Origin of the sequence: Methylobacterium sp. GXF4, from assembly GCF_000272495.1 — a bacterium.
Taxonomy (GTDB): domain Bacteria; phylum Pseudomonadota; class Alphaproteobacteria; order Rhizobiales; family Beijerinckiaceae; genus Methylobacterium; species Methylobacterium brachiatum.
On record NZ_AKFK01000112.1, the window covers coordinates 1 to 12,998 of the forward strand.

Annotated in this window: 10 protein-coding genes and 1 pseudogene; 3 read left to right on the top strand and 8 right to left on the bottom strand. The window is 72.7% G+C overall.

The genetic code is table 11. The annotated features are described in order from the left end of the window. Positions 1-429 precede the first annotated feature (429 nt). Positions 430-1,902 carry an SPOR domain-containing protein gene (locus WYO_RS28400; RefSeq protein ID WP_007569308.1) on the top strand — a complete coding sequence of 491 codons (1,473 nt, stop codon included), beginning with the start codon at positions 430-432 and terminating at the stop codon, positions 1,900-1,902. A 110-nt stretch (positions 1,903-2,012) separates the two neighbouring features. On the opposite strand, the gene WYO_RS28405 is transcribed toward WYO_RS28400, so the two are convergent. Genes WYO_RS28405 through WYO_RS28415 form a run of 3 tightly spaced genes read right to left on the bottom strand, consistent with a single transcriptional unit; the run spans position 2,013 to position 4,138 of the window. Beyond that, positions 2,013-2,759 (bottom strand): DnaJ domain-containing protein, encoded by a 747-nt coding sequence (locus tag WYO_RS28405; RefSeq protein ID WP_007569309.1) that lies wholly within the window; start codon positions 2,757-2,759, stop codon positions 2,013-2,015. 3 nt (positions 2,760-2,762) lie between these two features. Further along, complete coding sequence (locus WYO_RS28410) at positions 2,763-3,011, bottom strand: hypothetical protein (RefSeq protein ID WP_007569312.1); 249 nt, start codon at positions 3,009-3,011, stop codon at positions 2,763-2,765. Further along, on the bottom strand, positions 3,008-4,138 hold the full coding sequence (locus WYO_RS28415; protein ID WP_007569313.1) for a trypsin-like peptidase domain-containing protein: 1,131 nt from the start codon (positions 4,136-4,138) through the stop codon (positions 3,008-3,010). The genes WYO_RS28410 and WYO_RS28415 overlap by 4 nt, the downstream gene beginning before the upstream one ends. A gap of 406 nt (positions 4,139-4,544) precedes the next feature. Here WYO_RS28415 and WYO_RS28420 point away from each other — a divergent pair, with 406 nt between their 5' ends. Continuing rightward, positions 4,545-4,760, top strand: a complete 216-nt coding sequence (locus WYO_RS28420; protein WP_007569315.1) for a hypothetical protein — start codon at positions 4,545-4,547, stop codon at positions 4,758-4,760. A 70-nt stretch (positions 4,761-4,830) separates the two neighbouring features. On the opposite strand, the gene WYO_RS28425 is transcribed toward WYO_RS28420, so the two are convergent. Then, the gene (locus WYO_RS28425) at positions 4,831-8,268 is read right to left on the bottom strand and encodes an SbcC/MukB-like Walker B domain-containing protein (RefSeq protein WP_007569316.1); all 3,438 of its coding nucleotides are present in this window, start codon (positions 8,266-8,268) and stop codon (positions 4,831-4,833) included. Positions 8,269-8,441: 173 nt separating this feature from the next. Between WYO_RS28425 and WYO_RS28430 the strand changes: the two genes are divergently transcribed. Next, complete coding sequence (locus WYO_RS28430) at positions 8,442-10,118, top strand: HAMP domain-containing methyl-accepting chemotaxis protein (RefSeq protein ID WP_007569318.1); 1,677 nt, start codon at positions 8,442-8,444, stop codon at positions 10,116-10,118. A 111-nt stretch (positions 10,119-10,229) separates the two neighbouring features. On the opposite strand, the gene WYO_RS28435 is transcribed toward WYO_RS28430, so the two are convergent. The 4 genes and pseudogenes from WYO_RS28435 to WYO_RS28450 all read right to left on the bottom strand — a co-directional run. Next, positions 10,230-10,856 carry a DUF4194 domain-containing protein gene (locus tag WYO_RS28435; RefSeq protein ID WP_007569319.1) on the bottom strand — a complete coding sequence of 209 codons (627 nt, stop codon included), beginning with the start codon at positions 10,854-10,856 and terminating at the stop codon, positions 10,230-10,232. After that, positions 10,849-12,219 (bottom strand): Wadjet anti-phage system protein JetA family protein, encoded by a 1,371-nt coding sequence (locus WYO_RS28440; protein ID WP_007569321.1) that lies wholly within the window; start codon positions 12,217-12,219, stop codon positions 10,849-10,851. Before WYO_RS28440 ends, WYO_RS28435 begins: the two co-directional genes overlap by 8 nt. Before the next feature lie 37 nt (positions 12,220-12,256). After that, a complete protein-coding gene (locus WYO_RS28445; RefSeq protein ID WP_007569323.1) occupies positions 12,257-12,673 on the bottom strand; it encodes an FKBP-type peptidyl-prolyl cis-trans isomerase in 417 nt (138 codons plus the stop codon). Positions 12,674-12,767: 94 nt separating this feature from the next. Beyond that, positions 12,768-12,998, bottom strand: a pseudogene (locus WYO_RS28450) (methyl-accepting chemotaxis protein); the annotation flags it as partial.

A 12,998-nucleotide genomic window follows, 5' to 3' on the forward strand; every position in this document is an offset into this window, starting at 1 on the left:
CGCTCCCCTCTCCCGACCCGCTTCGCGGGCCACCCTCCCCCGCAGAGGGGGGAGGGAAGGGGCGCGTGAACCGCGAACCGGACGCCCCGCCAAGCCATAAGAAATCCGGCCCGCGGCGTGTGAATCGCGTGGGTGTCGGGGAGGGCGGGGGGTCGCTGCATGGCCGGCCTCCAGCTTGCCGTCGCCGGGCCGGCCCGACTCGGCCGATTCCGGCGGCGAAACCGGGTCTGCCCGAAGATTGTGCGTCGCATCCGCCATCGTCAAGCCGCGCCCGGAACGACACGATTCGGAAGTCGCGGGGTTCGCATTAACGGGCCTGTAACTGCACCCGCCTAATTCTCAAACGATGCAGCGGGGCCACGCAGTCAGCGTCGGCCAGCACCAGAGATACGACCGGCCAGAGCCGGTCTCGCGAGGCAATCAGGCGTGATGCGTAGCGTTGTAGGCCGCTCCCGGACGATCCCCGCGCTGCCGGCCGCCCTGGCGGCCGCCGCGGTCCTGACCGCCCTGGCCGCCCCGGCCGAGGCCCGGCGCGGGCGGCATCACCATCACCACGCGGCCAGCGGCGGCTACAACCCGCCCTACGCCGCCATGGTGGTGGACGTGAAGAGCGGGAAGACGCTGCACGCGGTCAACGAGGACGCGCTGCGCCACCCGGCCTCGATCACCAAGGTCATGACGCTCTACATGCTGTTCGAGCAAATGGAGCGCGGCAAGTTCGCCCTGGATTCCGACCTGACCATCTCGGCCCACGCCGCCGCCCAGGCGCCCTCGAAGCTCGGCCTGCGCCCCGGCCAGACCATCACGGTCGAGGACGCGATCAAGGCGATCGTCACCAAGTCGGCCAACGACGTGGCCTGCGCGATCGGCGAGAACATCGCGGGCTCCGAGGAGCGCTTCGCCCAGATGATGACCGCCAAGGCGCATGCGCTCGGCATGAGCCGGACGCGCTACGCCAACGCGTCGGGCCTGCCGGATCCCGACCAGCTCACCACCGCCCGGGACCTGACCGTCCTGGCCCGGGCGATCCAGGACCGGTTCCCGCACTATTACCGCTACTTCCAGACCCGCTCCTTCGCGTTCCGCGGCCGGGTGATCGGCAACCACAACCACCTGCTCGGCAACGTCCAGGGCGTGGACGGGATCAAGACCGGCTACACCCGCGATTCCGGCTTCAACCTGATGACGGCGGCCAAATCCGAGGGCCGCCAGATCGTGGCGATCGTGCTCGGCGGCAAGTCGGGCGCCAGCCGCGACCGGATCATGGCCGACCTCGTCCGCTCCAGCCTGCCGCGGGCCTTCGCCGGCGCCCGCCAGGCGCCGCCGGTCACCGAGGTCGCCGAGCGCGCCCGGCCGGCGGTCGTGGCGGACGCGGTCTCGCGCACCCGCACGCAGGTCGCCTCGGCCGACGACGACGATGTCGAGACCACCGGCACCACCGGCGAGCCCCTGGACATCACGCCCTCCCGGGCGACCACGACGCCGGGCGGCACCTGGAAGCCCGGCCCGCAGGCCCTGCCGAAGGCGGCCCAGGCCTATGCCGGCACCAGCAGCGCACAGGCGCCGTTCCCCGGCGCGTCGAAGACCGTCGCCCGGATGGCGTCCTCGGAGCGAGACGAGCCGCCGAAGGCGATCACCGGAACCCGCGTCGTCCCCACCGCCTGGGTGATCCAGCTCGGGGCCATGGACGACGAGGCCAAGGCCCGCTCGATGCTCTCCGAGGCGCGCGCCAAGGCCGGGGGCAGCCTGTCCAAGGCGGCGCCCTACACGGTCAAGGTCGAGCATGGCGGGACCACGCTCTACCGCGCCCGCTTCTCCGGGTTCTCGGAGCAGGACGCCGCGCAGGATGCCTGCACGGCCCTGAAGCGCAGCGGCTTCAGCTGCTTCGCGACCCGCAGCTGAACCACCTCAACAACCAGCGTCGCGCCCGACGGGTGCGCCGATACGGCGGAGTCGCGGCTGTGTTTGCCCGCGGCTGCGAATCAGTAAGTATCTGACAACGCGCGTGGAGTTCAGCGATGTCGGTTCAAAAGCCTGTCTCGGGCCGCGTTAACCCGCGCCGCCCTCTCGGCACTTCCGCCCTGGTCGGGGTGGGTGAGCTTCATCAGCGACCTGTGGGCCGTCCGGACCTGCTCAGCGGTCGCCCCGCGCTGAAGCCCCAGGATCTGGTACGCCTCCTCCTGCGTCATCGCCCCTGGATACGCCGGGCGTCCCGGCCGCGGGTCACGATCGCCCTCAGCGTCTACACGCCAGCCGGGCGCCCGGCGGTCGAGATACGGCTCTAGCAGGGCGGCGCCTTCGGGGTCGCTCTGACGGCAGGTCGCGAGCAGCTCGATCACGACCGCCACCGCCAAGGCGTCGAGCCAGGCCCCGGCCCGGGGCCCGGCGATCACCCGGCCCTCGCTGAGGCTGCCGTCCGCCCGCACCCGGATGTCGATCAGCGCCGTCCGGTGCCGACGCCCCCGGTCGACGAAGGGCCTGAGCAGCGGGATCAGGCGCGCGTTCATCGCAGCCTGCCCCTCGATCATCCAGATGCCGCCGAGGCCGAGCAGGGCCGCGAGCACGAAGTTCCCGTGCAGCAGCAGGAACCCCGCCGCCGCGAGGGCGAGGACGCCGCCGACCTTCTGGGGCCGGACCGTACCGACGAGGGCACCGAGGCCCTTGCCGAAGGCGCGTCCGAGCCGGCGGCCGAGGCCGTCGTCGTTCTTCGAGAGCCACCAGAGCGTGAGGCCGGCCAGAAGGACCGCAAACAGGACCATCAATTATCGCCGCGCGCCGAACTCGGCGCCGACGCGGCCACCGATCTGAACCGTCGTGCCGCCGCCGAGGTCGTAGAAGCCGCGCCGGGCCGGGGGCGGCTTGGGCGCCGCCGCGTCGCATCCGGGCCGCGGCGGCAGGCGCACGCCCTCGGGCAGGTCCTCCGGGCAGAGGCGCGAGCGCACCGGCTGCTCGGCGGCCGCGGCGCCCGCGGCCATCAGCCCGGCGAGAGCGAGGAACGCGAGGCGTCTCACCGGCGGTTCTCCGCGACCTCGGCGGTGGTGATCCGGATCTCCCGGATCCGGCCGTCGCGCTCGACCTTGAGGGTCACGGGCGCGCCCAGCCCGGCCTCCGCGATCGCCGCCGTGAGGTCGGCGAGGCGATGGACCGGCCGGTCGTTGGCGCCGACGATCACGTCGCCGATGTCGCCGGTCTGCGGATCGACGCCGCGCAAGCCCGCCTGCGCGGCCGGGGAGCCGGGCAGGACCCGCAGCACGACCACGCCGTCGATCCCGAGGCGCGCTGAGGCCGCCTCCTGGGCGGCGATGATGCCGATCCCGGGATTGCGCACCCGGCCGACCCGGATCAGCTCCGGGACGACGCGGTTGACCACGTCGACGGGGATCGCGAACCCGATCCCGGCGCTGGCCCCCGAGGGCGAGACGATCGCGGTGTTGACGCCGATCAGCCGGCCGGCGGAATCGAGCAGCGGGCCGCCGGAATTGCCGGGGTTGATCGCCGCATCGGTCTGGATGACGCCGGACAATTCCCGCCCGGCGCTGGTCGGCATCCGCCGGCGCACGGCGCTGATCACCCCGGTGGTCAGCGTGTGGTCGAGGCCGAATGGGTTGCCGATCGCGAAGGTCGACTGGCCGACCTTGAGATCCTCCGACGACCCGATCGCCAGCGGTGGCGGCATCTTGGTCACGCGCCCGAGCCGGAGGACCGCCAGGTCGTAGGACGGCGCCAGCCCGACCAGGGTCGCGGACACGACCTCACCGTCGCTCATCCGCACGGAGACCGAGCCGCCCGATCGCGCGGCGTTCTGCACGACATGGGTGTTGGTCACGACGTGGCCGGCGCCGTCCCAGACGAAGCCGGTCCCGGTCTGGGTGCCGCTCTGCTCGCCGCCCTCGTCGTCCGGGTCGAGCAGGTCGCGGCCGGTGGCGGCGCTCTGCGCGAAGACGTGGACCACGGACGGGCTCGCCCGCTCGAACAGCGCCACGGTGGTCTGCTCGGACTGTGCCAGATCGCCCCGGGCCGCGATCACCCGCGGCGCATCGGCCGAATAGAGCAGCGGCTGCAGGTAGGGCTGCGCGACGTAGAGGGCCAGAAGGACCAGAACCGCGGCGGCCAGGATGCGCACGGTACGGTCCGGCAAGGGCGAGTCTCCAGTCAGGGCCCCGGGGCGGGCGTGGGTCTTAAGTGCGCGTTCAGGATCAGGGCGTCAACACGGATACAGGGCGGTCGCCGCGGTGCTCCTGACGTGGCCTGGCGCACCTCGGATACCGCCGCGCATTGGCTAACGGAATGGTCATCTATCGATGGCCACAATTCTCGCAAGTTCACGGCGGATCAGACACGACCGGTTTGGACATGGAACACGGTACCGCACCTTTTCCTGCGCGCTAGGACTAGATGCTGATGCCTCAAATGCCCAAATTGATCGCAAAGCTGCCGCAGAGATGCTTGCATTGACGCTCAGCCTTTCACTCCCCGCAGCAGGCCGGCTCGACCGGATGACGGGGATCTGAACGGTCCCAAACGGTTCGGAAGGATAAGGACTCATGGAAACCGAAGCTCTCGAACGCCCGGCCGATCTCACGATCTGGCGCACGGCCCCGGCGAGCACCCCGCTGGCCCAGCCCGAGCGGTACGGCACCCTGCGCGAGGCGATCGCCGCCGCCGCCGGCGCCCTGACCGATCCGGCCAAGCAGCCCTGGATCATCACCGAGGAGGGCGAGATCCTCTCCCCGAACTGGATCCGCACCTACCTGAACTGAGACGCGATACCGAGAACAACGGGGATACCGGGGAAGGCGGCCACAGGCTCCGCCCCGGTACCCCGCCGGCTCACTCCGCCGCGTCCGAGCGGCGGAAGCCCTCGATCCCGACCTGCTCCGGATTGATCGCGTGCAGCGCCCGGCGCGCCGCCTCCAGCGGATGCTCGGCCTCGATCCGCACCGACGTCAGATCCGGGCTTTTGTAGACGGTGACGATGGTGTCCATCACCTCGGTCAGCGTCGTGCGCTTGTCCTCCGGGGCGGCGATCAGCAGTTGCAGCCCCCAGGCGCGGTAGAGATCGACCAGCGCCTGGCTGTTGCGCACGTCGAGCTTCGAGAACGCCTCGTCGAGCAGGCATAGCCCCAGCCCCGGATTCTCGTCGCCGGGCCGGTCGCCCGGGTAATAGGCGCTGGCGAGCGAGGCCGCGATCGCCACGTAGAACGGCGCCTGCGCCTCGCCCCCCGAACCGCGCAGGGCCCGCGCCGACATGGTGGTGCGGTTGCCGGCCGCGTCCTTCATGCCGATCTCGTAGACGAAGTAGTTGCGGTAATCGGCGAGCCGGGCCGCATCCTCCTGGCCGGCGATCAGCGCGGTGATCTCTTCCAGAGCCGCCGCCATCGGCCCCTCGGTCTCGCCCGCCAGCAGCGCCTGCGCGGCCTCCGGCGAGCGGGCGGTCTCGGTGGCCAGCGCGTGGACGGCGGCGTAGCGGCGGTCCACCGCCGCCTCGAACGCGTAGGTCTGGCCGGTGAAGCTGCGCGCCGAGAGCCGCTCGTTCAGGGCCGCGAGCCGGGCATGGACCCGCTCGAACCGGTCGGCCAGGCGGGTCAGCAGATCCTCGGTCATGAGCCGGCGCATCTCGACCTCGGCCCGCTCGGCCTGGGCGCGGTAGCGGCGCAGCTCGTGGCCCTCCACGGCCTCGTATTCCCGCCGGACCCAGGCATAGCCGTCGATCGCCGGGGCGTCGCCGGCATTCAACGGATTCTCGACCCGCCAGGCCGAGCAGGCCTCGGTCAGCTCGCGCTCGGCGATCCGACCGTGCGAGCGGGCCGCCTCGGCGGCCTCCCGGGCAAGGCCGCGCTCGGTGGCGGCCCGCGTGCCGGCGGCCTTGGCGTCGAGGCCCGCGAGGGCACCCCGCGCCTCCGCGATCACGCCGACGCTGAACGGCTCGGAGCGGGCGAGGCGCACCCGCGCCGCGTCGCCGCCCATGACCTGCCGCAGGGCCGAGCGCCGCGCCGCCAGGGCGGCCCGGGCCGCCTCGCGCACGGGCCCGAGGCGCGCCCGCAAGGCCGCCTCGTCGGCGAGCAGGCGGTCGAGCTTCGGCTCCAGCTCTTCGGACAATTCCCGCAGGTAGCCGACCCGCTCGGTGGTCAGCGCCGCGATCTCGGCGGTCAGGCCGGCATTGTCGCGCTTCTCGATGCCCTCGCGCTCGGTCTGGAGCGTGCGCCGCCGTCCCTCCAGCCCGTCGAGCTCGCCCCGCAGGGCGTCGATGTCGTCGAGGCCGCGGGCGATGCGCGCCCGTACCGCCGCAGCGGTACGGGCGGCCTCGCGCAGGACCGCGGCCTCCCCGCGCAGCCGCCGTGCCTCGGCGACCGCGGCCTCGTGCGCGCGGCGGCTGTCGACCGTGGGGCCGCGATGGCCGCGGGTCATCAGCAGGTCGACGTTGCGGGTGACTGAATAGGCCATGCCGGCGGTGGTCCGGCCGCTCGGCGCCACGGCGCGGGACAGCCGGGCCAGCTCGGCATCGTCCCGGGCGAGGTCGTAACCCCCGAGCCGCACCCCCAGGAACGCCTCCGCGTGCGGATCGCTCGTCTCGATCACGGTGAGCGGCCCGTCATCGTAGCGGCGCGAGCGCTGCTTGGCGGTGTCGGTGGTCTTGACCAGGATGCAGCGGTGGAACCGGTCGCGGCCGGACTGGAGCACGCCCAGGGCCTCGCTCAGCCGGTCGGGGGAGACCACCAGGGCCTCGCGGGCGCGGCCGAGCAGGCCTTCGAGCGCCGGCCCCCAGGTCGGATCGACGATCTCGGCCAGCTCGCAGATCGGCAAGGCCTCGATCCCGCGCCGCTCCAGCTCGCCGCGGAACGCAACCGTGTCGGAGGACAAGCGTGCGGCCGAGCCGCCCCCGGTGCGGGGCGCGGTGCGCTCGGCCTCGCTCTCCTGGGCGCGGGCCTTGAGCGCGGCATCCTCGGCCGCCCGCTCCAGGGCCTCGTCGAATTCGGGCAGGCGCGCCAGGCCGTCGATCAGCTCGGCCAGGGGCCCGTCCGGGCGCAGGATCTCCTCGGGCGAGGATTCCCGGCGCAGGCCGGCGCGGGCGCAGGATTCCGCGAGCCGCGCCGCCGGCGGGCAGGCCTGGCGCAGGATCGGGGCGACCGGCTGGAGCTTGCCCATCTGGCCCACAAGGCCGACGAGGTCGGAAACCCGCGCGACCAGCTCCTTCCGGTCCCGCTCCAGCATCGACAGGCCGAGCGTCGAGGCGGCCAGCCGCCCCTCCGCGGCGCTGCCGGCGAGCAGGGCCTTCTTCTCGGCGATCTCGCCGTCGATCTCGCGCACGTGCCCGCGGCTCGCCGCGACGCGCTCCCGGGCGATCCGCAGCGTGTCGGCGCCCTCGCGCAGGCGCAGCCGCACCGCGGTGAGGTCGAGGCTGCGGCGGCGCAATTCGGCGCAGGCCGCCCGGAATTCATGGGCTGCGGCGGCCAGCACCGCCTCGCTCCAGGCATCGTAGCGGTCGCGCAGGCGGCGCAGCCGGGCGAGCCGGCTCTCCAGCTCGCCGATCGTCTCCAGCAGGCGGCGCCAATTGGCGATGGAGAGCCGCACCCGCTCGACATCCAGCGGCTCCGGGTCGAGCACGAAGGCGCGCACGAAGGCGCTAGTGTCGAAGATCGGCTTGAACGCCACCGCGTTGGCGAAGCTGCGCAGGAAGTGCCGGGGCTCGGGGGAGGGCGCGCCCTCCCGCAGGGTCGCCAGGATGTCGGCGGTGAAGCGCTCGCCGGAGGTGCGGTATTCGGTGAAGCTCGCCGCCCGGGCGCGCAGGTCGGCGGCGATCTCGCTCCACGGCGCCGTGTAGCTGCCGCCCGGGGCGGTGCGGGCGTAATCGGCGATCTCGAACCGGTGGCCGACCGCGATGAACCGCGACAGCACGGTCTCGCGCGGCTCCACGGCCCGGGCGGCGAGCGCCAGCCCGACCGTGACGGTACGGCCCGAGGCCGGGTTCTCGAATACCAGGGCCAGCACGGTCTCGCAGGATTCCCGCGTCGGCCGGCCGCCCTCGGCCGGGTCGCTGATCCAGCCCAGGCAATAGTCGCGCACCGTGCGGGCGCTGCGCCCGGAGGCGGAGGCGTTGAGCGCCAGCCGGCTGGCATTGTTGCCGGCCAGCACCGTGCCGACCGCGTCGAAGATCGTGGACTTGCCGGCCCCGGTCGGCCCCACCAGGGCGGCGGCGCCCCGCAGCCGGATCTGCTCGCGGCGGATCAGGTACCAATTGGAGATGGCGATATCGGTGAGGACGTACACGATGTCGGGAGGCCGGGACGCTGCAGGAAGACGCGCGGCCCAGTTGGCCGGGTTCGGCCGCGCATGCAAGCTTCGGCGTTGCCGGCCCCCGCCTGTCACCGCCGGCGCGATCGACCACTTGTCAGACAATTCGGCGCCGGTATCGTTCCCGCCCGGGGGGATCGATAAAAATCATGCGCGCCAGTCTGAAGCTCAAATTGAGCGGCCTCTTCGCTCTGCTCCTCCTGGCCGCCGCGCTTCAGGGGGGATTCGCGATCCATAAGATGATCGCCCTCGACCGGCAGCTCGCTACGCTGCTCGACCACGCGGTTCTGTCGATGAACGAGGCGCAGGCGATCGAGGCCCTGGTGATCCGGACACGGCTCGCGCAGGTCCGCTTCGTGACCGCGGCGGCGGAGACCGAGCGGCAGCTCACCGTGAAGGAGGTTGATGCGCTCACCCGGGAGCGGAACGCCAAGGTCGAGGCCTACCGGGCGCTGATCGCCTCGCCCGAGGAGAAGGCCCTGTTCGACGACCTGCTCGCCAAGCTCAAGATCCAGCACTACGACTGGGAGCGGCTGCGCGGCTTCACGCTCGAGCAGCGCGAACCCGCGATGGCGTATTTCCGCGGCAGCATGAACGGCCATTACGTCGCCGCCGCGGGGGCCGCGCACGCGCTGGCCGAGATGAACATCAAGGCCGGCGACGAGGCCGGCCGGAACGCCCGCCGGAGCCAGGCGGAGGCCGTCCGCTCGACCGTGATCATGCTGGGCGTCACGCTGCTGATCGCCCTGGGGGCGACGCTCTACAGCTTCGTCGGGGTGTCGCGGCCGATCACCATCATGACCCGGGCGATGCGTCGCCTGGCCGACGGCGACACGCAGGCGGCGATCCCCTACGCGGCCCGGCGGGACGAGATCGGCGCCATGTCGGCCACCGTCGCGGTGTTCCGGCAAAACCTGCTGCACGCCCGCGCCCTCGAGGCCGAGGCGGCCCGGGCCCGCGTCGAGGCCGAGACCCAGCGCCGGGAGGCGACGCACATGCTGGCCGACCGGTTCGAGACCGCCATCGGCGGCATCGTCGGCTCGGTCGCGGCGGCGGCGACCCGGCTGCAGGCCACCGCTCAGGGGCTGAGCGCCACGGCGACCCAGACCGCCGGCCAGTCGACCAGCGCCGCCGCGGCGGCCGAGCAGGCCTCCACCAACGTCACCACCGTGGCGGTGGCGGCCGAGCAGCTCGGCTCCACGGTCGACGAGATCGGCCGCCAGGTCGGGTCCTCGGCGGATCTGGCCCAGACCGCCGTCCACGAGGCGGCCGCGACCGCGCAGCTGGTCCAGGCGCTGAGCGCCGGGGCGCACCGGGTCGGCGAGGTCGTGACCCTGATCTCCTCGATCGCCGACCAGACCAACCTGCTGGCGCTCAACGCGACGATCGAGGCGGCCCGGGCCGGCGCAGCGGGGCGCGGCTTCGCGGTGGTCGCCACCGAGGTGAAGGCGCTCGCCGCCCAGACCGCCCGCGCCACCGCCGAGATCGCGACCCAGATCGGCGCGATCCAGGGCTCGACCGACGAGGCGGTGCGCGCGATCGACGGCATCGCCACCCGCATCCGCGAGATCAGCGGCATGGCGACCGCGATCGCGGCGGCGGTCGAGCAGCAGGGCGCGGCGACCCAGGAGATCGTCCGCAACGTCACGCAGGCGGCGTCCGGCACCGAGGCGGTGACCGCCAACGTCACCGGCGTGGCCGGCGCCGCCGAGGCGACCGGGAACGCCGCGGGCCAAGTGCTCGACTCGGCCTCCGAGATGGCCCGCCAGGCGTCGCAGCTCGGGGACGAGGTGGCGCAGTTTCTGGCGACGGTGCGGGCGGCCTGACGCACCACGCCGTCATGGCGAGCGCAGCGAAGCAACCCAGAAGCGCCACCTTCTCAGATCGCGCGCCGCCCTGGATTGCTTCGCTGCGCGCCATGACGGGGAGGGCTGCTCTCAGAGCTCCCCGGCTTCCGACCACGCCCGCAGGCGCTCCAGCCAGGCGTCGGAGGCGAGCACCGCCAGACCCGGCAGCAGCGACAGCGGCGTCACCCTCTCGACGCGGTCGCGCTCGCCCATCCTGAGGCCGCCGCGGCGGGCGTAGAGGCGCAGGATGTCGGCGAGCCGGCCCTCTTCCGGGGGCTCGTTGCGCGCCACCGCGCGGATCTTCTCCACGATCTCGTCAGTGGTGCACTCGACGATCCCGTCGGTGCCGGCGCGGTTGTCGCGCAATCCCTCCTCGTAGAGCAGCCGGAGCGCCAGCAGCACCAGGGTCTCGTCCTTGCGCAGCCGCTCGGAGGCGATGTCGTGCCGGGGCGCGTCCGCGGCCGGGCTCAGCGAGACCATCTGGTCGCGGTGCGAGACCGTGAGCGCGTAGCCGAGGCAGGCGAAGTAGTCGGTGAAGAACGGCGCGTAGTGCCGCGCGAGCTCGTAGGAGCGGCCGATGCCGGGCGTGTCGGCGTAGATCACCTGGCCCTTGAGCATCACCTGCAGGGCGCGGCACAGCTCCTCGGCATCGGGCGCCCGAGCCCCCGGCGGCGGCGGCTCGTCGCCGTCGATGATCGCGCGAAACCCCTCAAGCACCGACGCGACGCTCCACCACGAAATCCGGGCAATCCAGCCAGCCATTGGCCAGCCGCTCGGGCAGCCGGACCACGGCGTAGCGGTCGCGCAGCCGCGCATCGAACAGCACGTCAATCTCGCGCAGGCGCTGGAACACCACGAAGTCGTCGACCCCCTCGATCGTGATCTGCGAGCCGCGCAGCGACACGGCCTTGCCGAGCCGCGCCTCGACGAAGGCGGTCATGGATTCCGGCGTCACGGTGGTCCGGCGGCGGAACTCGGCCTTGGCGACCGCGAAGGCGTCGACCGCGGGGTCGTAATCGACATCCGGCAGCGGCTCGACATCGATGGCGCTGCGGCGGGCGCGGGGCGTCTGCAGGTGGGCCTGGCCGATCGGCGGCCGCAGCAGCGACACCACCGGCGGCACGTCGGGCGCCACCTCGGCGGCGCCGACGGCGCGCAGCATCGCGGCGGTGCGCTCGATTCCCGTCGGGTCCGGCCGGTCCATGGCGTGGAGCGCGGCGCCGATCCGCCGCTCCAGGCGCGCCACCACGGCATCGACCGCGTCGAGATGGTTGTCGAGCCCCTCGAACACCGAGAGGATCTGGGCGAGATCCGCCCGGACCGCCCGCTGGGCGGTGTCGAGATCGGGGCTGCGGCCCTCGCGGATCAGGCCCTCGGCGAGCGCCCGGACCGTGAGGGCGTCACGCAGGGCCCGGCCGGCCTCGCGGACCACGCTGGCCCGGAACCGGAACGGGTTGAAGCGGGTGTGCAGCGTCCGGTAGTCGCTGATCAGGTGGCGCTCGACGAAATCCTCGAAGAACAGCCGGAAGGTCTTGGCCCGGTCGGGCTCGCGCAGGATCCGTTCCTCGACCTTGCGCATGCCGGCGGCGAGGCCACGGACATGGGCCAGGAAGGCGGCGGACGCCCGCGCGGCATTCGACAGCGCCTCGGATCGGTTGGCCGGATCGGAGACGGCGCTCTCGAGGCCGCCCAGCACTTCCAGCACCGCGCCACCATACGAGCGGGTCTCGCCGCGCTCCAGGCGCGACAGCTCCTCGAGCAGGAGGCGCGCCTCGGGGTCGAACTCGACCACCGGCACGTAGCGTTCGCGCCGCTCGATCAGCCAGCCGGTGTCGAGGAGACGGCGGTAGAGGGCGTTGCGCCGCTCGGCCGGGTCGGCGGAGATCGGCTCGTCGCCCAGGATCTCGGGGTCGCTCCAGCCGGCGGCGAAATCGCCGATCTCGGCCAGCAACTCGGCCTTGCGCACCGGCTCGGCCCCGAGGACGCGCCGGTGCAGGTGCAGCAGCAGGGCCGCGTTGAAGCCCCGGCTCGGGGAGGCCAGGGGCTTGAACAGCTCGTCGGGCAGCTGCGCGAACAGCATTCTTTCGGGACTCTCTCGCGCTCGCGCAGCGAAGACCTTACTTCGCGCCGAGCAGCTCGACGTCGAAGATCAGCGTGGCGTTCGGCGGGATCACGCCGCCGGCGCCGCGGGCGCCGTAGCCGAGCTCCGGCGGGATGATCAGGGTGCGCTTGCCCCCGGTCTTCATCGTGGCGACGCCGAGGTCCCAGCCCTTGATGACCTGGCCGGCGCCCAGCGGGAAGCTGAAGGGCTGGTTGCGGTCCCGCGAGGAATCGAACTTCTTGCCCTTCTTGCCGCCCTCGTCGAGCCAGCCCGTGTACTGCACGGTGACCTGCTGGCCGGCCTTCGGCTCGGGCCCGGTGCCCACGACCTCGTCCTGGTACTTCAGGCCCGAGGGCAGGGTGACGATCTCGGCATTCGCGGCTGCTGTCATGGCGATGAACGCGGCTCCGGCGATGAGGGACAGGCGAGGCATGGTTTCTCCCTGGAGCCGGCGCCGTCCGCGCCGGCCGTCGGGGGCCTTCTATCGACTCGGGCCGGTCCAGGCCAGGGAGGCGCGCGATCCGCGATCAGGCCGCCCGGACGGTATCGAGGAAGCGGGCGACCTCGGCGGTGAGATGCTCGGATTGCCGCGAGAGCTCGGTCGCCGCGCTCAACACCTGGCCCGCCGCCCGGCCGGTCTCGTCCGCGGCACCCGCGACGCCTGCGATGTTGCTCGTCACCTCGCCGGTGCCCGCCGCCGCCTGGCCGACATTGCGCACGATCTCCTGGGTCGCCGCGCCCTGCTCCTCCACCGCCGC